This window comes from Blastococcus sp. CT_GayMR19 (assembly GCF_004570385.1).
GTDB lineage: Bacteria > Actinomycetota > Actinomycetes > Mycobacteriales > Geodermatophilaceae > Blastococcus_B.
Genome location: NZ_SPQL01000010.1, coordinates 159,600 through 179,674, shown reverse-complemented (window position 1 = coordinate 179,674; position 20,075 = coordinate 159,600). Strand labels below are relative to the sequence as shown.

Genomic DNA, 20,075 nt, shown 5'->3' with positions numbered 1-20,075 from the left:
TGGACCCGATGAGCACCCCCCTGAACCTGGTCAACCTCGAACGGGTGCACAAGGCACACGGCACGACCGTGATCCTCGACGACGTCTCCCTCGGCGTCGCCGCCGGCGAACGGATCGGTGTCGTCGGCCGCAACGGCGGCGGCAAGAGCACGCTCCTGTCGCTGCTCACCGGCGCCGACGAGCCGGACTCCGGCCGGGTCACGCTGCGGGGCGACCTGGCGATGGGCGTCCTCGACCAGACGGGCACCCTTCCCCCGGGGACGACGGTGCGCGACGTCGTCCTGCCGCCCTCGATGTTCGCCGCCGAGCACGAGTGGGCCGGTGACGCCGCCGTCCGCTCCGTGCTGACCGGCCTCGAGCTCGACCGGCTCGGGCTGGACGCCCCGGTCGCCCCGATGTCCGGTGGCGAGCGCCGCCGGGTGGCGCTGGCCGCCCAGCTGATCCGGCCGCTGGACCTGCTCGTGCTCGACGAGCCGACCAACCACCTGGACGTCGAAGGCGTGGCCTGGCTCGCCGAATACGTGCGGGCGCGCGCGGGCGGTCTCGTCGTCGTCACCCACGACCGGTGGTTCCTCGACGAGGTCTGCACCACCACGTGGGAGGTCGCCGACGGCAACGTGCACGCCTACGACGGCGGCTACTCGGCCTACACGCTGGCCCGGGCGGAGCGGGCGCGGATCTCCTCGGTCACCGAGGAGCGGCGGATGAACCTGGTCCGCAAGGAGCTGGCCTGGCTGCGCCGGGGCCCGCCGGCCCGGACCAGCAAGCCGAAGTTCCGCATCGACGCGGCGCAGGCGCTGATCGCCGACGAGCCGCCGGCCCGGGACACGATGGCGCTCAAGGGCTTCGCCGCACGCCGGCTCGGCAAGACGGTCTACGACGTCGAGGACGTCGACTACGCCGTCCCCACCGAGGACGGCCCCCGGATGCTGTTCAAGGACCTCACCTGGAACGTCGGCCCGGGCGACCGGATCGGCATCGTCGGGGTGAACGGCGCCGGCAAGACGTCGCTGCTCAGGCTGCTGGTCGGGGAGACGACGCCGGACGCCGGGAAGGTCGTCGTCGGGCAGACCGTCTCGCCGGCCTACCTGTCGCAGCACGTCACCGAGCTGCCGCCACGCGCCCGGGTGCTGGAGGCGGTGCAGGACGTCGCCCGCATCGCCCGCATCGGCAACCAGGAGATCTCGGCCTCGACCCTGGCCGAGCGGTTCGGCTTCGCCGCGAACCGGCAGTGGACGCCGGTCGGCGACCTCTCCGGCGGAGAGCGCCGGCGGCTGCAGCTGCTGCGGCTGCTGATGGCCGAGCCGAACGTGCTGGTGCTCGACGAGCCCACGAACGACCTCGACATCGACACCCTCACCGCGCTGGAGGACCTGCTCGACAGCTTCCCCGGCACCGTCCTGGTGGTCAGCCACGACCGGTACTTCGTCGACCGGGTGTGCGACAAGGTCGTGGCACTGCTCGGCGACGGCACCCTGGCCGAGCTGCCCGGGGGCGTGGAGGAGTACCTGCGCCGCCGGGCCGCCGGCGGTGCGCCCCTGACGACGGCGGCCGGCGACGGTGGGGCCCGCCCGGTCGGGACGCCGTCGACGTCCGGCGCGGCGGTGTCCGCGGCGGATGCACGGGCGGCGAAGAAGGAGGCCAGCCGGCTGGAGCGGCGGATGCTCAAGCTGGACGCCGACGAGAAGAAGCTGCACGAGCAGCTCGCCGCCGCCGCCGCCGACTACGCGAAGGCGGCCGAGCTCGACGCCCAGCTGAAGGCGGTGCACGCGGAGAAGATGCAGGTCGAGGACGAGTGGCTGGCCGCCACGGAGCTCGCCGAGGGCTGAGTGCCCGGCTCCGTCCCGCGGACCGGCAGGTACCTCCGACGAAGCTACGTCTCTGAGTGCTGGTGCACTCAGAGACGTAGCTTCCGGGAGGGTGCGTCAGGCGGCGGCGGCCTCCGCGTGGTTGCGCTGGATCAGCCGCAGCCCGACCACGGCCGCCGGGACGGCGCCGATCAGCGCGAAGCCGGCGTAGAGCAGCGGGGAGAACGTCAGCGCCATCGACAGGGCCAGGGCCGCCACGGCCGGGGCGAGCAGCCACCAGCCGGTGACCCCGGCCCGGGCGAGTCCGACGAGCGCGACCAGCGGCCCGAGCAGCCCGAGCAGCGTCACCGTGCCCACGACCGCCACGCCCGCCGAGCCGCTGACGGACTCGAACAGCGACAGCGCGGTGGCCGCGTCGAGCTCTCGGCCGATGGCACCGGTCCAGAAGTCGAACAGCACGTTCCCCGCCACGGTGACCAGGCCGAGCGCGGCCATCAGGGCGCCGACCACGGTGCCGATCCGGCCGCGGCGGCCGCGGACCAGCGCCGGCGCCGCCAGCCAGCCCAGGCCCAGCGCGAGATTGCCGTAGTGCAGCAGCAGTGCCGACAAGGCGGTCTGGCCCTCGTCCCGGGCCAGGGACTCGATGTAGTCGGCCGGGGCCATGGAGGCCTGCGGCGGAGAGGTGGCCAGGCCGGCGGCGTAGAGCAGCGAACCGGCGACGAGCGCGCCGCCGGCGATCGGCAGCAGCAGCGAACCGGCGCTGCGGGCGGGGCGCTCGACGGAGGAGGTCGAGGGGGACTGGGGCATCAGGTCGGAAGTCATGACCGAAAAGCTAGGAATCACCAGGGCTCCCGGGCGTCCGCCGGCACGGACCGACCTGGGTCCGTCGTCAGGGGGAACGGAGCTCCCGGCCGTTCGGCCGTGTGGGGGATGTCCGCGGGTCCGTGCGGCCCATAACGTGCTCGCCATGCCCCGCTGGCTCGCCTCGACGTCCCGCCGCCGCAGCCTCGTCTGGCCGGCCGTGGGGCTGGTGTTCGGCGGGATGTCGCTGGTCGAGACCGCCATCGACACCGTCTACGACTACGGCATGGTGACCGCGCTGCCCGGCGTCGCCGTCGGGCTGCTGCTGGCGCTCTGCCCGCGGGAGCCCGCGGCGGCCGCCGTCCTCGGCTCGCTCACCGTGCTGGCCAACTACGCGCTCGGCACTCCCGGGCCGGGCGGCGCCCAGCTGATCGGCATGGGCATCCTCGTCGGCCACGCCGCCGCCGTCCTGGCCGCGCGCCGCGGAGCGGTCGTCGCGCTCATCTCGACGCTGGTCGTCCTGGTCTCCGGGTTCGCGTACATCCCCTCCCCCTGGGAGGGCTTCTTCTACCTGCTCGTCACCGCTGCGGCCTGGGGCGTCGGCACGCTCGTGCGGCAGATGCAGGATCGGTCTCGGGAGCTGCAGGTGCTCGCCACGAAGCTCGCCGCCCAGCAGGAGGCGGTCGCCGCGTCCGCCGTCGTGGCCGAGCGTTCGCGCATCGCCCGCGAGGTGCACGACTCGGTCGCCCACTCGGTGAGCGTCATGGTGCTGCAGATGGGCGGCCTGCGGCGGCTGCTCCCGGACAAGCCCGACGCACAGGAGGTCCTGCTCGGCCTCGAGCGGCTCGGACGGGAGGCGGTCGACGAGATGCGCAGGGTGGTGGGCATCCTCCGTGAGGGGGCCGGCGGGGAGGCGGTGGCCGACCCCGCGCCCCAGCCCTCGCTGTCCCGGCTCGACGCAGCCCTCGACGAGCTCCGCGTCGGCGGGCTCCAGATCGAGCTGCACGTGACCGGCGAACCGGTGGAGCTGCCCCCGCTGGTCGACGTCTCCGCCGTGCGGGTGGTGCAGGAGGCGCTGTCCAACGTGCTGCGGCACGCCGGCGGCGCGGCCACCACCGTCGAGCTGGCGTACGCCCCCGACCGGGTCACCGTCACGGTCACCGACGACGGACGGCGCCGCCTGCCGCCGGTCGACCGCTCCGCGGAGACGGCCCCCGGCGGGCACGGCCAGCTGCACATGCGGGAACGGGTCTCGGTCGCCGGCGGAGCGCTCGAGGTCGGCCCCGTCCGGAGCGGCGGCTACCGGGTGCGGGCCTCGTTCCCCGTGCACGCTCCCGTGCCCCCCGCGCGCACCGAGCCGGCGGGAATGGCGTGACCATCCGGGTGGTGCTGGTCGACGACCAGGCGATGGTGCGCACCGGCCTGCGCATGGTGCTCGCGGCCGAGCCCGACATCGAGGTGGTCGGCGAGGCGGCCGACGGTGCCGCCGGGGTCCGGGTGGTCACCGAGCTGGAGCCGGACGTCGTCCTGCTCGACGTCCGGATGCCGGGCATGGACGGGCTGGAGGCGGCGCGCCGGATCCTCGCCACCGACTCCCCGACCCGGGTGATCGTGCTGACGACGTTCGACGAGGACGAGTACGTCGCCGCCGCGCTCCGGGCCGGCGTGAGCGGCTTCCTGCTCAAGGTGGGCCCGCCCGAGGACCTGGTGGTGGCCGTGCGCACCGTCGCGGCCGGCCAGGGGCTGCTCGACCCTGCGGTGACGCTCCGGGTGATCGAGTCCTTCGCCGCGGCGCCGTCGCCCGACCCGGCGCGGGCCGGCCAGCTGGCCCAGCTCACCGAGCGGGAGACCGACGTGCTCGGCCTGGTCGCCGCGGGGCTCACCAACGCCGAGATCGCCGCCCGGCTCTACCTGGGCGAGGCGACCGTCAAGACGCACGTGAGCCGGGTCCTCCTGAAACTCGGGCTGCGAGACCGCGTCCAGGCGGTGGCGTTCGCCTACGAGAGCGGGCTGGTGACGCCCGGCCGGTAACCTGGGGTCTCCGCCGGTCGTCTGCCCGACGTTCTGTGGTCGTCCTCGAGCCCGCCCCGACTCCCGGAGACATGTGACCGAGCTTGCGAGGGCACCGAGAGGCTCAGCACCCGTGGGCACGCCGCTGACGAGCGCCAGCGAGGAAGCGGCGTGACCTTCCTCCTCCTGCTGCACCTGCTGGCCGCGGTGCTCGCGCCGGTGCTGGTGCGGTGGTGGGGGCGGCAGGCCTTCCTCGTGCTCGCTCTCGTGCCGGGCGCGGCCTTCGGCTGGGTGCTCACCCGCATCGCCGAGGTCGCCGGCGGCGGGGAGGTGCGGGAGAGCGTTCCGTGGATCCCGGTCCTCGACCTCGACATCGCCCTGCGGCTGGACGCGCTCGCCCTGCTGTTCGCCGCGCTCGTCACGGGCGTCGGCGCCCTCGTCCTCGTCTACTGCGCCCGGTACTTCGAGCCGGACGACGACGGCCTGGGTCGGTTCGCCGCGCAACTGGTCGCGTTCGCCGGGTCGATGCTCGGCCTGGTCCTCGCCGACGACCTGCTCCTGCTCTACGTGTTCTGGGAACTGACCACCGTGTTCTCGTTCCTGCTGATCGGCGGCTCGGGCGGGCGGCTGGCCGCGCGCCGGGCGGCCAGCCAGGCGCTCGTGCTGACCACGGCCGGCGGGCTGGCGATGCTCGTGGGTCTGCTCCTGATCGGGCAGGCCAGCGGCTCGTACCTGCTCTCGGAGGTGGTCGCGGACCCGGGCGGCGGCACGGTGATGGTCACCGGCATGCTGCTCGTCCTGGTGGGCGCGGTGACCAAGTCGGCCATGGTGCCGTTCCACTTCTGGCTGCCCGCGGCCATGGAGGCGCCCACGCCGGTCAGCGCCTACCTGCACGCCGCCGCGATGGTGAAGGCCGGCATCTACCTCGCGGCCCGGCTGGCGCCGGGGCTCGCCGACGTCCCCGGCTGGCGGCCGGTCCTGCTCGGGCTGGGCCTGGCCACGATGCTCGTCGGCGGCTACCGCGCGCTCCGCCAGACCGACCTGAAGCTGCTGCTGGCCTTCGGCACGGTCAGCCAGCTCGGCTTCCTCATGGTCCTCGTGGGCGCGGGCAGCCGGGAGCTCGCGGCGGCCGGGCTCGTGATGACCGTGGCGCACGCGCTGTTCAAGTCCACCCTCTTCCTGACCGTGGGCGTCGTCGACCACGCGACCGGCACCCGGGACCTCCGCCGGCTCTCCGGCCTCGGCCGCCGGCTCCCCGTCCTCGCGGTGGTCGGCACGCTGGCAGCGGCGTCCATGGCCGGGCTGCCGCCACTGCTCGGGTTCGTCGGCAAGGAGGCCGCCTTCGCCGCGCTCTGGGACGCCGGCCTGGCCGACCGCACCGCGGCTGCGGTCGTCCTGACCGGGCTCGTCGTCGGGTCGGGCCTGACCGCCGCCTACAGCGCCCGCTTCCTCTGGGGCGCCTTCGCCCGGAAGCCCGGGCTCCCGGACCCGGCACCCAGCGAGCTGGCGCACCGGCCGGGCGCGCTGTTCCTCACCGCGCCGGCGGTTCTCGCCGTCGCCGGGCTGGCCGGGGGGCCGGGCAGCCCGCTCCTGGAGCCGCTCGTCGCCCGATACGCCGACACCCTGCCGCTGCTCGCCCCCGAGGCGGAGAAGCTGGCGCTCTGGCACGGCTGGCAGCCGGCCCTCGCGCTGTCGGCGCTGTCGCTGCTCGGCGGTGCGGCGCTGTTCGCAGTCCGGACCCCGGTCTCCGCAGCACAGCGGCGGGTCGCCGTCGGCGCCTCGGCGGACGAGGGCTACTGGAACGTGCTCCAGGGGCTGGACCGGCTCTCGGTACTGGTCACGGGCACGACGCAGCGCGGCTCGCTGCCCGCCTACCTCGGCACGATCCTCGTGGTCGTCCTGGCGCTGCCCGGCACGGTGCTGCTGACCCGCGCGCCCTGGCCGGGGGAGTGGCGGGCGTGGGACACCCCGGTCCAGGCCCTCGTCGGCGCGGTCGTGCTGATCGCGGCCGGTCTGGCGCTGCGCATCAACCAGCGGCTCTCCGCGGTGCTCGTCGTGGGGGTCACCGGCTACGGCGTCGCCGTGATCTTCGCTCTCCAGGGGGCACCCGACCTGGCGCTCACCCAGTTCATCGTGGAGACGCTGACCCTCGTCGTCTTCGTGCTGGTGCTGCGCAAGCTGCCGAAGGACATCTCGGAGCGGCACCTGCCCCGCGAGCGCGTCGTCCGCGGCGTCCTGGCCCTCGCGGTCGGCGGTTTCATGGGCGCGGTCGGGGCGGTGGCGCTCGCGTCGCGCACGGCTGCGCCCGTGTCGGTCGGTTTCCCGGAGCCGGCCTACGACTTCGGCGGCGGGAAGAACATCGTCAACGTCACGCTGGTCGACATCCGCGCGTGGGACACCCTCGGGGAGATCTCGCTCCTGGTCGTCGCCGCGACCGGCGTGGCCAGCCTGGTGTTCCTCCGGGGCCGCACCGGCGGCGTCGAGCGGGCGGGGGGCGACGTCCTCGCCGCGCCGGACGCGCCCGGTGGCCGCGCGCCGCGGGGCCGCTGGCTGGCCGCCAGTGTCACGCTCGACCCGGAGCGCCGCTCCGTGGTGCTCGAGGTGGTCACCCGGATCCTCTTCCACACGATCCTGGTGTTCTCGCTCTACCTGCTGTTCTCCGGCCACAACGAGCCCGGCGGCGGGTTCGCGGGCGGCCTCGTCGCCGGGCTGGCGCTGGTGCTGCGCTACCTGGCCGGCGGCCGCTACGAGCTCGGCGAGGCCGCGCCGATCGCGCCGGGTCTGGTGCTCGGCGCCGGGCTGCTCGTCGCCGGCAGCACGGGGGTGGGCGGCCTGCTGCTCGGGGCCGAGGTGCTGCAGACGGCGATCCTCGAGACGACGCTGCCCGTGCTGGGCGACGTCAAGCTGGTGACCTCGCTGTTCTTCGACACGGGGGTCTACCTGATCGTCGTGGGCCTGGTGCTCGACGTGCTGCGCAGCCTCGGTGCCGAGCTCGACCGCCAGGAGGACGAGGACGACCCGATCGAGCTCACCCCGGGGGAGGTCGTCGCCCGATGACCCCGACCGTGGTGCTGCCCGTCCTGATCGGCGGGCTCTATGCCGCCGGCGTCTACCTGCTGCTCGACCGGAGCCTCACCCGTGTGCTCCTGGGCTTCCTGCTGCTGGGCAACGCCACGAACCTGCTGCTGCTGTCGGCCGGCGGCCCGTCCGGGGGTGCGCCGATCGTGGGGATCAGCGAGCCCGAGGAGATGAACGACCCGCTGCCGCAGGCGCTCATCCTCACCGCGATCGTGATCACCTTCGGCGTGGCCGCGTTCCTCCTGGCGATGATCCACCGGTCCTGGAGGCTGGTCCGCGAGGAGGTCGTGGGCACCGACGAGGAGGACCGCCGGGTCGCCGCGCGGAAGGCGACCGACCGCGACGAGCTGGATCCCGACGACCTCGCCCCGGACGACCGGCCCGCCGCGCACGCCGACAGCCTGCACGCTCCTGGCGACGGGGACGCCGAGCCGCTCGCGGACGACGTCCACCTGCCCCGCCGCCGGGCACGCCGATGACCGGCGTCCTGGCGCCCCTGCCGGTGCTGCTCCCGCTGCTCGGCGCCGCGGCCGCGCTGCTGGTCGGCCGGCACCCGCACATCCAGCGCGCCCTCAGCCTGGTGGTGCTCGCCGCGGTGCTCGCCGTCTCGGTGGTGCTGCTGCTGACCGCGGACGCCGACGGCGCGGTGTCGGTCGCCGTGGGTGGATGGCGGGTGCCGCTCGGCATCGTGCTGGCGGTCGACCGGCTGAGCGCGCTGATGCTCGTCGTCGCCTCGACCGTGGCCCTGGGCGTGCTCGTGTTCGCCGTCGGCCAGGGCAACGCCGACGGGGACGAGGGCACGCCGGTCTCGATCTTCCACCCGACGTTCCTCGTGCTCGTGGCGGGCGTGAGCAACGCGTTCCTGGCCGGCGACCTGTTCAACCTCTACGTCGGCTTCGAGATCCTGCTGATGGCCAGCTACGTGCTCCTCACCCTCGGCGGCACCGCCCCGCGGATCCGGGGCGGGATCACCTACGTCGTCGTCAGCCTCACCAGCTCGCTGATCTTCCTGGCCGCCATCGCGCTCATCTACGCCGCGACCGGCACCGTGAACATGGCGCAGCTCGCCGTCCGGCTGGGGGAGCTGCCCGCCGGCACCCAGCTGCTGCTGCACTCCCTGCTGCTCATCGCCTTCTGCATCAAGGCCGCGGTGTTCCCGCTGTCGGCCTGGCTGCCGGACAGCTACCCGACCGCGCCCGCGCCGGTGACCGCGGTGTTCGCCGGCCTGCTGACCAAGGTGGGCGTCTACGCGATCATCCGCACCCAGACGCTGCTGTTCCCGGACGGGGCGCTGGACGACGTGCTGCTGTGGGCGGCGCTGGCCACGATGCTCATCGGCATCCTGGGCGCGGTCGCGCAGACCGACCTGCGGCGCATCCTGTCCTTCACGCTGGTGAGCCACATCGGCTACATGGTCTTCGGCATCGCCCTGGGGACGACGGCGGGCCTGGCCGGCGCGATCTTCTACGTCGCCCACCACATCGCCATCCAGACCACCCTGTTCCTGGTGGCCGGCCTGATCGAGCGCCAGGGCGGCTCGACCGCGGTGGACCGGCTCGGCGGGCTGGCCGGCAGCGCGCCGGTGCTGGCGGTGCTGTTCTTCGTGCCCGCGATGAACCTCGCCGGCATCCCGCCGCTGTCGGGCTTCATCGGCAAGCTGGGGCTGCTGGAGGCCGGCGTCGCGGTCGGTACCGGCCCCGCCTACGTGCTGATCGCCGGTGGCGTGCTGACCAGCCTCCTGACGTTGATCGCCGTCGCCCGCGTGTGGACCCGCGCGTTCTGGCGGCCGGCCGCGCAGGCCCCCTCGGAGGACACCGCCGCGGCGGCCGCAGCCGCCGCCGGCCCGGAGCGGGCGCCCGCGTCGGGTACCGCGGACGAGTCGGAGCCCGAGCCGGAACCCCAGCCCGAGCCCGAGCCGGAACCGGAGCTCATCGGCGCCGGTGCCTCCGGGGTGCGCCGGGCCGCCCGGCGGGCGGCCTGGCAGCGGCACACGGACGTGGCGACCGCGGCCTCGGCAGAGGGGCAGCCCGGCGAGCGCCGCGGGCTGCCGCGCGTGATGGTCCTGACGACGGGGGGAATGGTCGCGCTCACCGTGGCGCTCACCGGGATCGCCGGCCCGCTGTACGGCCTGGCCGACCGCGCCGCGGCCGACCTGCGCGAGCGCACCCCGTACATCGAGTCGGTGTTCGGCCCGCGGGAGGTGCCATGAGTGGTCCCGCCGCGGTCCAGCTCCGCCACCAGCTGCCCCTCCTCGGCTGGCTGGTGCTGGTCTGGATCCTGCTCTGGGGCACGTGGTCGTGGGCGAACCTGCTGTCGGGGATCGCAGTGGCCCTCGCCGTCACCGTGCTGCTGCCGCTGCCCGCGGTGGTCGGCGGGCTGCGGGTGCGGCCGGTTCCGCTGCTGGGGTTCCTCGGCCACTTCCTGCTGGACCTGGTGCTCTCGGGAGCCCAGGTCGCGTGGCAGGCGTTGCGGCCCGGCCGGCAGCGGCAGAGCGCGATCGTGCGGGTACGGCTGCGCACGGACTCCGACCTGCTCCTGACGATCATCGCCCAGACGGTGTCGCTGGTGCCGGGCTCGCTCGTCCTCGACCTCGACCGGGAGGAGCGCACCATCGCGGTGCACCTGCTGCACGTCCGCGACCTCGGGCACGTGGAGCTGGAGAAGGCCGGCGTCCTGGCCATGGAGGACCGCGTGGTCCGGGCCTTCGGGTCGACCGCGGAGATCGCGGCGCTCGACCCCGGCTCCGACCTCTCCCCGCAGGGACGGTCGACGCCGTGAGCGGGATGGACGTCGTGTCCGTGATCGCCTACGCCCTGCTCGGCGGCGGGGCGCTCCTCGCGCTGGTCCGGCTGGCCCTGGGGCCCTCACTGCTCGACCGGGTGGTGGCCACCGACACGCTGCTGGTGATCATCGCGGCGGGCCTGGCGGTCTACGCGGGTCTGGCGCGCGACCCCACCGTCGTCCCCGTGCTCGTGGTGGTGTCGCTGCTGGCGTTCGTCGGATCGGTGTCGATCGCGCGCTACGTCGGCGGGATGCTGATCCGGTCGGCCGCCGAGGAGCCGCCGCGATGAGCGTGGTCGTGGACGTCCTGGCACTGGGCTGCCTGCTCACCGGCGCCTTCCTGTGCCTGACCGCCGGGCTGGGACTGGTGCGCTTTCCGGACGTGCTCTCGCGGATGCACGCGGGCACGAAACCGCAGGTCCTGGGCGTGCTGCTGGTCATGGTGGGCGCCGCGATCCGGCTGCACGGCTGGTCGGCGACCTGGATGCTGCTGCTGGTCGCGGTCTTCCAGATGCTCACCGCCCCGGTCAGCGCGCACATGGTCAGCCGCGTCGCCTACCGCCGCCGGCACGTCCGCCGGGACCTGCTGCTCGTCGACGAGCTGCGCACGGCCGAGGCCCAGGACAGCGTCCACCGCGGGGACGAGCCCGCCGACGCCCCGCCGGACGGACGAGTTCAGCCCAGCTGACCGAGCCAGAACGGCAGGCCCTGGTCGTCCCGGCAGAGCGCCGACTGCCCGAACGACTGCCGCTCGATCTCCCCGGACGAGCCGCCGGCGGTCCGCACAGCCGCGACGGCGACCTCGATGTCGTCGACGGCGTACATCGGCACCGCCCCCGGTTCCGACGTGCCGCCACCGATGCCGATCATCGGGGTCGTGTTCTCGACCTGCCAGCCGTCGGGCACCCGGCCGGGAACGGCGGACCAGCCGAGCACCGCGTCGTAGAAGTCGCGGGCGCGGGCGCCGTCGGGCACCTGGAGGGTCAGGTAGGCGACGTCGCCCGGCCGCGGACCGGACTGCGCGGCCGGCGGCGGGGTCTGGAGCATCCAGCGGTGGCCGTAGGGGTCGACCACGACGCCGGTCCGCCCGTGCCCGGTGTCCTCCGCCGTGCGCTCGACGGTCGCCCCGGCGGTGTGGGCGCGGGCCATCGCGGCGTCGACGTCGGCGACCGAGAGGTGCAGCGAGACCGCGACCCGGCCGTCGTCCGGACCGGTCAGCCCGAGCTCGGGATAGGGGTCGGCGAGGTACAGGGTCGCCCCGCCGACCTCCATCTCCGCGTGCCCGATCCGGTCGTCGTCCATCACGTAGGGGTCGCCGACCTGCCGTCCACCGAACGCCTCGCCGTACCAGGCGATGGCCGAGCGCGCGTCGCGGACGACGAGGTACGGGATGAGCTGCGACATGCCGGGATCATGCACCGCCGACGCCGCGGCGTCCCGGGTCCGGTTACCGCTGTGCCCGGTTCACCGCGGAGACGACCGCCCGGAGGGAGGCGGTGACGATGTTCGGGTCGATGCCGACCCCCCACAGCACCCGGTCACCGACGGCGGTCTCGACGTAGGCCGCGGCCCGCGCGTCCCCGCCGGCCGACATGGCGTGCTCGGCGTAGTCGAGCACGCGGATGTCGACGTCGAGGCTGCGCAGCGCGTCGACGAACGCGGCGATGGGGCCGTTGCCACGGCCCTCGACGGTGACCGGGACGCCGTTGTCGGTCAGCTCCACCACCATCTCGTCGAGCTGCTCGCCGTGGGCCCGGTGGCGGTGGCCGGTGAGGGCGAAGCGGCCCCACGGTGCGTCGGGGTCGGGCAGGTACTCGCTGGTGAATGCCGCCCACATCTGCGCGGCGGTCACCTCGCCGCCCTCGTCCTCGGTGTGCCGCTGGATGACGGCGCTGAACTCGATCTGCAGCCGGCGGGGCAGGTCGAGGTGGTTCTCGGTCTTCATGATGTAGGCGACGCCGCCCTTGCCGGACTGGCTGTTCACCCGGATCACGGCCTCGTAGCTGCGGCCGACGTCCTTGGGGTCGATGGGCAGGTACGGGACGGCCCACGGCATCCGGTCGACGGTCGTGCCGGCGGCCTGCGCGTCGGCCTCCAGCGCCTTGAAGCCCTTGTTGATGGCGTCCTGGTGCGAGCCGGAGAACGCGGTGTAGACCAGGTCGCCGCCGTAGGGGTGCCGCTCGTGCACGCCGAGCTGGTTGCAGTACTCGACGGTGCGGCGGATCTCGTCGATGTCGGAGAAGTCGATCTGCGGGTCGATGCCCTGGCTGAACAGGTTCAGCCCCAGCGTGACCAGGTCGACGTTGCCGGTGCGCTCGCCGTTGCCGAACAGGCAGCCCTCGATGCGGTCGGCGCCGGCGCGGTAGCCCAGCTCGGCGGCGGCGACGGCGGTGCCGCGGTCGTTGTGCGGGTGCAGGCTGAGGACGACGGAGTCGCGCCGGCCGAGGTTGCGGTGCATCCACTCGATCTGGTCGGCGTAGACCGTCGGCTCGGCCATCTCGACCGTGGCCGGCAGGTTGACGATCACCGGGCGGTCGGGCGTCGGCTCCCAGACGTCGTTGACCGCGTTGCAGATCTCCACGGCGAAGTCGAGCTCGGTCCCGGTGAAGGACTCGGGGGAGTACTGGTACCGGATCTCCGTGTCGCCCATCTGCTCGGCCAGCTTGCGGACGAGCTGAGCCCCGTGGACGGCGATGTCGACGATGCCGGCGCGGTCGGAGCCGAAGACGACGCGGCGCTGCAGGGTGCTCGTCGAGTTGTACAGGTGCACGATCGCCTGCTTGGCGCCGCGCACCGACTCGAAGGTGCGCTCGATCAGCTCGTCCCGGGCCTGGGTCAGCACCTGGATGACGACGTCGTCCGGGACCAGGTCCTCCTCGACCAGCTGGCGGACGAAGTCGAAGTCGGTCTGGCTGGCGGCCGGGAAGCCGACCTCGATCTCCTTGTAGCCCATCCGGACGAGCAGCTCGAACATCCGCCGCTTGCGGTCAGGGGTCATGGGGTCGATCAGCGCCTGGTTGCCGTCCCGGAGGTCCACGGCGCACCAGCGGGGGGCGACGGTGCTGACCTTCTCGGGCCAGGTGCGGTCGGACAGGCCGACCGGGGGGAACGGGCTGTAGCGGTGGATCGGCATCCGCGAGGGCTGCTGCGGATTGCGGGCGTGCGGGTGGTCTGTGCTCACGGGGAGGCTCCTCAGGCGCGGGCTGTGCTCAGCTCCGGGGTGCGGTCAGCGGCGCCCGGGGACGCGCGAACTCCGCGGCGAGGGGGCCGACCTAGGAGAGGGCCTCGCCGCGGCCGATAAGCAGGAGGCTGCCGCGCACGGACATACGGTAACAGTGCCTCAGGCAACGTCGCAGTCGCACGGGCATCCCGGCGCGTGGACCGGCTTCCCCGATCGGTCGTCGAGCTCGTCGCAATGCGCCGGACAGGTGCAGTCGATTCCCTCGTCGAGTGCCCAGAAGTCCCCGGCGAATGCCCGAGGGTTCCCGGCGAGGGCCGCCCGTCTCCGCACCTGCGGGAACTCACCGGCGTCGGGCAGGTGATGGTCGTCCTGCGTGCCGCTGCGCCGGCGGGCGGAGTCACGGCCTTCCCGGTGCCGGTCGAAGGTGAAGGAAGGCCTGGGGCGGTCGAAGCGGTGTTCGTAGCGCCACCACCGCTCGTCAGCGTGCACCGTGTCGAGGTGGGCGGGGAACCGGCGGCCGCGGAGGTCGCGGACCCGGTCGGGCGCCATGGCGCCGATCTCCTGGCCGTCGCGGTCGAGAAATGCCAGCCGGAGGCCGGCAAGAGCGGCCGCCCGAGCGAGATCACCAGCGGGTAGGTCCCGTCGTCCGCTCTCGGCCTGGGCGACCGCGGACTGGGAGAGACCGCAGCGGTCGGCGAGTTCCCGCTGCGACAGATCGGCCAGCCGCCTGATTCGGCGCAGTGCCCCGGACAGGTCGAACGGGGCCACCGGGTCAGCCTGCCCCTGCAGGTCGCCTCGGTCCGCGCCCAGCGGCGGGATGTGGAGAAGCGGTGCCCTGTGGACGCAGGACGCCGGACGCCGCTGTCATGGCGAGGCCCGGGACGGGTGGCTGTCGCCCGTGCGCCTGCCGCGTCCGGCACCTCCTCGCGAGAGCTACGTCTCTGAGTGCCCATGCACTCAGAGACCTAGCGTGCGGAGAGGGCTGCCCAGCGGCCGTCCGGGGGATCAGCCGGCGGCCCGCTCGATCGCCCTGGTATCGATCGTCCTGGGGCAGCCGCGGGCCCTCAATCGGGCCTGGCGCCGGGAGGTCGCGGCCGCGCGTGGCGGCGCAGCACCACGGCGGGCAGGCCGAGGGCGACGCCGACGGCGGCCACCGCCGGCGCCAGCGGCACCAGGGAGATGAGTCCGGCCACCGCCAGCGGCGTGCCGAACATGGACAGCGCACGGAACGTCCCGCTGGCGGCGATGGCCTCCCCGCGCTCCTCCGGGTGGACCGACTCCGCCACCACCGCGGAGCCCAGCACCTGCAGCGTGCCCGCGCAGTACCCGCCGGCCGCCAGCACGAGCGCCGACAGGGGCACGCTGTCGGCCAGTGCTGCGGTGAGGGCGACGGCCGTGCCCCCGACCAGGATCGCCCCGAGCACGACCGGTGGCTGCCAGCGGCTGCGCACCCGCCCGGCGACGCCGGCGCCGATGAGCATCGCCCCGTTCGCGACCGACACGAGGGCGCCCACCGTGGCCGCGTTCTGTCCCGCCGCGACCATGGCGACCGGGACGTAGGACGTCAGCAGGGCCTGCCAGCCGCCGGCCGTCACGGCCGCACAGCAGCCGACGTCGACGCCGGGCCGGCGCCAGACGCGCCCCTTCGGCCGATCCTCGGGCGGGGCGAACGGCGGGAGCCGGTCGAGCAGGAACGTCGGGCCGATCGCGACCAGGCTGATGCCGGCGGCCACGGCGAGAGCGAGCACCGGCGTCTGCTCGGAGAGCACCCCTGCGATCACCGGTCCGATCAGCGAGCCGATGGCCGCGGTGAAGTTGACGACGGCCAGCCGGGGCGCGGCCCGTCCGGGGGCCCGGACCAGGTGGGCGGTGGTCGACGTCCAGTGGAAGGCGCGGGCGACACCCTGGAGCAGCTGCGCGACCACGAACGGCAGGACGGCCGGCGACAGCGCGACCAGGCCGCAGCTGAGCGCGAGGAAGAACCCGGCGGAGCTGATCAGGGTCCACTCCGGCACCCGCTTCATCAGGCCGCCGAGGGACAGGCGGCTGACGAGCTGGGACACCGCGGACACCGCGGTCAGGGCACCGATCTCCGCCGCCGAGTAGCCGGCGCGGATCGCCAGCAGGGGAAGGGCCACGCCGGCGACGCCGAGGGCGAGGCCCATGATCCCGGACGTCGTCGCGGAGGCGGCCAGGTCACGGGACCGCAGGCGACCCCAGAAGCTCTCCGGCTCGGGCTCCCGTTCCGTCACCGGCGGGCCGGCGCCGAACGGCCGACGCGAGATAGTTCGCCAGGCTCAGGATCGTCCACGGAGTGATCCCACCCCGTCCGCGCCGCCGATGCAAGCTCCGCGCCATGTCGGACCGTGCCCGTCGTCGGCGAGCGGCTGGACCGCGCGCACCGGTTCGGGCTCAGAACTCCTTGGCCAGCCGCATCCGCAGCGGCCGCCCGTCCGGATCATCGAGCAGCCGGTAGACCGGGGTCGCCCACAGCCGCGTGTGCAGCGGAAGCCGCTCCGCGCGGTGCGGTCGTAGCCGCCCTGCGGGTCGGGGGCCCGTCCGTCCCCCCTCGTGCCAGGCGTCCAGCGCGTCTGCGCTGGCCTTCAGCGACTCCACGAACCGCTCGGGGCCGAGGATCTCGTCGTCCCGGGAACCGTCGTCGGGCAGGTCGAGGTGCTCCCGGGCCAGTGCCAGGCGAAGGTCCCGGGCGAAGGTGCGCGCGCCGTCGCCCTCACCGCCGGGATCGAGGGGCTCCCGCGGATCCCGCGTCGTGTCCAGCACCGCGCTGGAGAGCTCGCTGTCGTGGGTCCAGGAGCGCCGGTTGAAGTTGTCGCTGCCCACGCTCGCCCAGGTGTCGTCGGCCACGCACACCTTCGCGTGCACGTAGACCGGCGTGCCCTGGTGGTTCTCCACGTCGAAGACGTGCACGCGGCCCTCGCCGGCCCGGCGGCACATCTCGATCGCCTGCCACCGGCCCACCAGCTGCGGCCGCTCGGCGAACGCGCTGTCCTGGTCGGGGATCCGCGGGACGACGACCACCAGGTTCAGCTCGGGGTTGTCCGCCAGCGCCTCGGCGAACAGGCGGGCGACGTCGGCGGACCACATGTACTGGTCCTCGAGGTAGATCAGCCGGCGCGCCCGCTTGATCGCCTTCGTGTAGCCGCGGGCCACCGACCGCTCGCCGTCCGGGGCGAAGTCGTACGGCGGACGGATGGCCGGGTAGGTCCGCAGGTTCTGCACGAACATCGGCCCGCACTCCGGCGGCGGCGGCAGCTGGTCGGGCAGCGGGTCGGCGTGCAGCCGCGTGTGGTGCAGCTTGTCGTGGATCCAGGCGATCGGGTGGTCCTCGTCGGGGCTGTTGGGGTCGTCCCAGCGCTCCCGGAAGACCGTGTCGATCGCGTGCACGGCCGGCCCGCGGATCTCCAGCTGCACGTCGTGCCACGGCGGCCGGTCGCCGTACGCCGCCGCCATGGGCACCGACTGCGGGTCGCCGCCGTGCCGTGCGTCGTCCCGACGTCCGTAGCAGAGGTCGATCCCCCCGACGAAGGCCACGTCCTTGGACGGGTCCTCGTCGTGCCGCAGGACGACGAGCTTCTGGTGGTGGCTGCCCATCCGCCGGATCCGCTGGTCGAGGATCACCTCGCCGCCGCCGTGCTCGATCTCGTCGTCCAGCGAGCGGTTGGCCTCCTTGTTCAGCGACATCCGGCTCATGTGCGACCGCCAGACGAGGCCGCGCACGCACACGCCCCGCTTGACCGCGTCGGTGAACAGCTCGGCCACGGTCGGCCCGTCCTCGCGCAGCCGCTCGTCGGGATCACCCCGCCAGTCGGTGAAGAACAGGTGGTCGCCGGCGTTCAGCGACCGCACCTCCTCGACCAGCCGGTCGAAGTACTCGACGCCGTGCAGGAGGGGGGTGGCGAGGTTCCCTGCGGTCCAGCCGGGCAGCTGCGTGTGCGGATTGCCACGCTCCTCCGCGCTGAGCAGCCAGGTCTCGGGATCGTCCACGCGATGATCACATCCCGCCCCGGTCCGGGACGCAAGCGACGTCACCCCGGAGGACCTCGGTAGCCTGTGGACCCGTGGCCCTCGTCGTCCAGAAGTACGGTGGCTCGTCCGTCGCGTCCGCCGCGCACATGAAGCGTGTCGCGGAGCGGATCGTCGCCGTCAAGAAGAACGGTGACGACGTCGTCGTCGTGGTCTCCGCGATGGGCGACACCACCGACGAACTGCTCGACCAGGCCAGCCAGATCACCGACGACCCGCCCGGCCGCGAGCTCGACATGCTGCTCACCGCCGGCGAGCGGATCTCGATGGCACTGCTGGCGATCGCCATCTCCACCCACGGCTACGAGGCGCGGTCCTTCACCGGCTCGCAGGCCGGTGTCATCACCACGTCCAGCCACGGCAAGGCGCGGATCATCGACGTCACCCCCGGCCGGCTGCGCGACGCGCTGAACGAGGGCTCGATCGTGATCGTCGCCGGGTTCCAGGGCGTCAGCCAGGACACCAAGGACATCACCACGCTCGGCCGCGGCGGGTCGGACACCACGGCGGTCGCGGTGGCCGCGGCGCTGCAGGCCGACGTCTGCGAGATCTACACCGACGTCGACGGGGTCTTCACCGCCGATCCGCGGATCGTCCCGAACGCCCGGCGGCTCGACACCATCACCTACGAGGAGATGCTCGAGCTCGCCGCCTCGGGGGCGAAGGTGCTCATGCTGCGGTGCGTCGAGTACGCCCGCCGCTACGGCATCCCGGTGCACGTCCGCAGCTCCTACTCACAGCTCCCCGGCACGATCGTGGCCGGCTCGATGGAGGACCTCCCGGTGGAACAGGCGATCATCACAGGCGTCGCGCACGACCGCAGCGAGGGCAAGATCACCGTCTACGGCGTGCCCGACCGGCCGGGTGAGGCGGCGCAGATCTTCCGCACCCTGGCCGACGCCGAGATCAACATCGACATGATCGTGCAGAACGTGTCGGCCGGTGCGAGCAAGCTCGCCGACATCTCCTTCACGCTGCCGGTCAGCGACGGCCCCGCCGCGATCGCGGCGCTGGAGAAGGTGAAGAACACCGTCGGGTTCTCCGACGTCAGCTTCGACCAGCACATCGGCAAGGTCTCGCTGGTCGGCGCCGGCATGCGCTCGCATCCCGGGGTGTCCGCCAGGTTCTTCGGCGCGCTGGCCGACGCCGGCGTCAACCTGGAGCTGATCAGCACCTCGGAGATCCGCATCTCCGTCGTCTGCCGCGACACCGACGTCGACGTCGCCGTCCGCGCGGTGCACGACGCGTTCGAGCTCGGCTCCGACGAGGTCGAGGCCGTGGTCTACGGAGGGACCGGACGATGAGCACCTTCTCGAGCAGTGGCCTGCGGGTCGGCATCGTCGGCGCCACCGGCCAGGTCGGCTCCGTGATGCGGGAGATCCTCGCCCAGCGGAACTTCCCGCTCAGCGAGCTGCGCTTCTTCGCCTCCGCCCGCTCCGCCGGCAGCACCCTGCCCTGGGGGGACGGCGAGATCACCGTGGAGGACGCCGCCACCGCCGACCCCACCGGTCTGGACATCGCCCTCTTCTCCGCGGGCGCCACCACCTCGAGGGCCCAGGCCCCCCGGTTCGCCGCCGCCGGCGTCACCGTCGTCGACAACAGCTCCGCCTGGCGCCGCGACCCCGACGTCCCGCTGATCGTCAGCGAGGTCAACCCGCAGGCGCTGGCCGAGATGCGCAAGGGCATCATCGCCAACCCCAACTGCACGACCATGGCCGCGATGCCGGTGCTGGCGCCGCTGCACGCCGAGGCGCAGCTCACCCGGATCGTCGCCAGCACCTACCAGGCGGTCTCGGGCAGCGGCGTGGCCGGCGTGGAGGAGCTCGACGGCCAGGTGAAGGCCGTCGTCGACAAGGCCGCCGAGCTGGCCCGCGACGGGTCGGCCGTGACCTTCCCCGACCCGGTCAAGTACGTGCGCCCGATCGCGTTCAACGTGCTGCCGCTGGCCGGCTCGATCGTGGACGACGGCAGCTTCGAGACCGACGAGGAGCAGAAGCTCCGCAACGAGAGCCGCAAGATCCTCGGCATCCCCGAGCTGCTGGTCTCGGGCACCTGCGTGCGGGTGCCGGTCTTCAGCGGCCACTCGCTGTCGCTCAACGTCGAATTCGCCCGGCCGCTGTCGGTCGAGCGGGCCACCGAGCTGCTGTCGACGGCGCCGGGCGTCGAGCTCTCCGACGTCCCCACCCCGCTGCAGGCGGCCGGCCGCGACCCGAGCTACGTCGGCCGCATCCGTCAGGACCCGGGCGCCCCCGACGGCCGTGGGCTCGCGCTGTTCGTCAGCAACGACAACCTCCGCAAGGGCGCGGCCCTCAACACGATCCAGATCGCGGAGCTCATCGCGGCGAAGGCCGCCGGCTGATCCGACGCGTGCC

The 20,075-nt window shown here is 73.6% G+C and carries 17 protein-coding genes; 11 read left to right on the top strand and 6 right to left on the bottom strand.

Annotated elements, in window-relative coordinates; all coding sequences use genetic code 11:
* The first annotated feature begins 8 nt into the window (after nt 1-8).
* The gene (locus E4P39_RS15225; RefSeq protein ID WP_135137413.1) at nt 9-1,829 is read left to right on the top strand and encodes an ABC-F family ATP-binding cassette domain-containing protein; all 1,821 of its coding nucleotides are present in this window, start codon (nt 9-11) and stop codon (nt 1,827-1,829) included.
* 96 nt (nt 1,830-1,925) lie between these two features.
* On the opposite strand, the gene E4P39_RS15220 is transcribed toward E4P39_RS15225, so the two are convergent.
* Nucleotides 1,926-2,630, bottom strand: a complete 705-nt coding sequence (locus E4P39_RS15220) for a hypothetical protein (protein WP_135137412.1) — start codon at nt 2,628-2,630, stop codon at nt 1,926-1,928.
* A 145-nt stretch (nt 2,631-2,775) separates the two neighbouring features.
* Here E4P39_RS15220 and E4P39_RS15215 point away from each other — a divergent pair, with 145 nt between their 5' ends.
* The 8 genes from E4P39_RS15215 to mnhG all read left to right on the top strand — a co-directional run bounded on the left by E4P39_RS15215 (nt 2,776) and on the right by mnhG (nt 11,166).
* Nucleotides 2,776-3,984 (top strand): sensor histidine kinase, encoded by a 1,209-nt coding sequence (locus tag E4P39_RS15215; RefSeq protein WP_167761886.1) that lies wholly within the window; start codon nt 2,776-2,778, stop codon nt 3,982-3,984.
* Entirely contained in the window at nt 3,981-4,640 is a 660-nt protein-coding gene (locus tag E4P39_RS15210) for a response regulator transcription factor (RefSeq protein WP_135137410.1), read from the top strand. The genes E4P39_RS15215 and E4P39_RS15210 overlap by 4 nt, the downstream gene beginning before the upstream one ends.
* A gap of 150 nt (nt 4,641-4,790) precedes the next feature.
* Nucleotides 4,791-7,676 carry a Na+/H+ antiporter subunit A gene (locus E4P39_RS15205; protein WP_135137409.1) on the top strand — a complete coding sequence of 962 codons (2,886 nt, stop codon included), beginning with the start codon at nt 4,791-4,793 and terminating at the stop codon, nt 7,674-7,676.
* On the top strand, nt 7,673-8,176 hold the full coding sequence (locus E4P39_RS15200) for a Na(+)/H(+) antiporter subunit C (RefSeq protein ID WP_135137408.1): 504 nt from the start codon (nt 7,673-7,675) through the stop codon (nt 8,174-8,176). The genes E4P39_RS15205 and E4P39_RS15200 overlap by 4 nt, the downstream gene beginning before the upstream one ends.
* Nucleotides 8,173-9,906 carry a Na+/H+ antiporter subunit D gene (locus E4P39_RS15195; RefSeq protein WP_135137407.1) on the top strand — a complete coding sequence of 578 codons (1,734 nt, stop codon included), beginning with the start codon at nt 8,173-8,175 and terminating at the stop codon, nt 9,904-9,906. The genes E4P39_RS15200 and E4P39_RS15195 overlap by 4 nt, the downstream gene beginning before the upstream one ends.
* The gene (locus tag E4P39_RS15190; RefSeq protein WP_135137406.1) at nt 9,903-10,475 is read left to right on the top strand and encodes a Na+/H+ antiporter subunit E; all 573 of its coding nucleotides are present in this window, start codon (nt 9,903-9,905) and stop codon (nt 10,473-10,475) included. The genes E4P39_RS15195 and E4P39_RS15190 overlap by 4 nt, the downstream gene beginning before the upstream one ends.
* Before the next feature lie 5 nt (nt 10,476-10,480).
* On the top strand, nt 10,481-10,768 hold the full coding sequence (locus E4P39_RS15185; RefSeq protein ID WP_135137446.1) for a monovalent cation/H+ antiporter complex subunit F: 288 nt from the start codon (nt 10,481-10,483) through the stop codon (nt 10,766-10,768).
* Entirely contained in the window at nt 10,765-11,166 is a 402-nt protein-coding gene (gene mnhG / locus E4P39_RS15180; RefSeq protein ID WP_135137405.1) for a monovalent cation/H(+) antiporter subunit G, read from the top strand. Before E4P39_RS15185 ends, mnhG begins: the two co-directional genes overlap by 4 nt.
* Here the strand turns inward: mnhG and E4P39_RS15175 are convergent.
* From E4P39_RS15175 to E4P39_RS15155, 5 genes are all read right to left on the bottom strand, one after another.
* On the bottom strand, nt 11,154-11,882 hold the full coding sequence (locus tag E4P39_RS15175; RefSeq protein ID WP_135137404.1) for a VOC family protein: 729 nt from the start codon (nt 11,880-11,882) through the stop codon (nt 11,154-11,156). The two genes, mnhG and E4P39_RS15175, sit on opposite strands and share 13 nt — an antisense overlap.
* Before the next feature lie 43 nt (nt 11,883-11,925).
* On the bottom strand, nt 11,926-13,659 hold the full coding sequence (gene leuA, locus E4P39_RS15170) for a 2-isopropylmalate synthase (protein WP_209306552.1): 1,734 nt from the start codon (nt 13,657-13,659) through the stop codon (nt 11,926-11,928).
* A gap of 159 nt (nt 13,660-13,818) precedes the next feature.
* Nucleotides 13,819-14,427 (bottom strand): helix-turn-helix transcriptional regulator, encoded by a 609-nt coding sequence (locus E4P39_RS15165; protein WP_135137403.1) that lies wholly within the window; start codon nt 14,425-14,427, stop codon nt 13,819-13,821.
* Between the two features lie 296 nt (nt 14,428-14,723).
* Nucleotides 14,724-15,911: an MFS transporter gene (locus tag E4P39_RS15160; protein WP_135137402.1), complete on the bottom strand. Its 1,188-nt coding sequence runs from the start codon at nt 15,909-15,911 to the stop codon at nt 14,724-14,726.
* Nucleotides 15,912-16,071: 160 nt separating this feature from the next.
* Complete coding sequence (locus tag E4P39_RS15155; protein ID WP_135137401.1) at nt 16,072-17,664, bottom strand: phospholipase D-like domain-containing protein; 1,593 nt, start codon at nt 17,662-17,664, stop codon at nt 16,072-16,074.
* Nucleotides 17,665-17,738: 74 nt separating this feature from the next.
* Between E4P39_RS15155 and E4P39_RS15150 the strand changes: the two genes are divergently transcribed.
* Nucleotides 17,739-19,007, top strand: coding sequence for an aspartate kinase (locus E4P39_RS15150; protein ID WP_135137400.1), 1,269 nt, complete (start codon nt 17,739-17,741; stop codon nt 19,005-19,007).
* Nucleotides 19,004-20,062 carry an aspartate-semialdehyde dehydrogenase gene (locus E4P39_RS15145; protein WP_135137399.1) on the top strand — a complete coding sequence of 353 codons (1,059 nt, stop codon included), beginning with the start codon at nt 19,004-19,006 and terminating at the stop codon, nt 20,060-20,062. The genes E4P39_RS15150 and E4P39_RS15145 overlap by 4 nt, the downstream gene beginning before the upstream one ends.
* Nucleotides 20,063-20,075 lie beyond the last annotated feature (13 nt).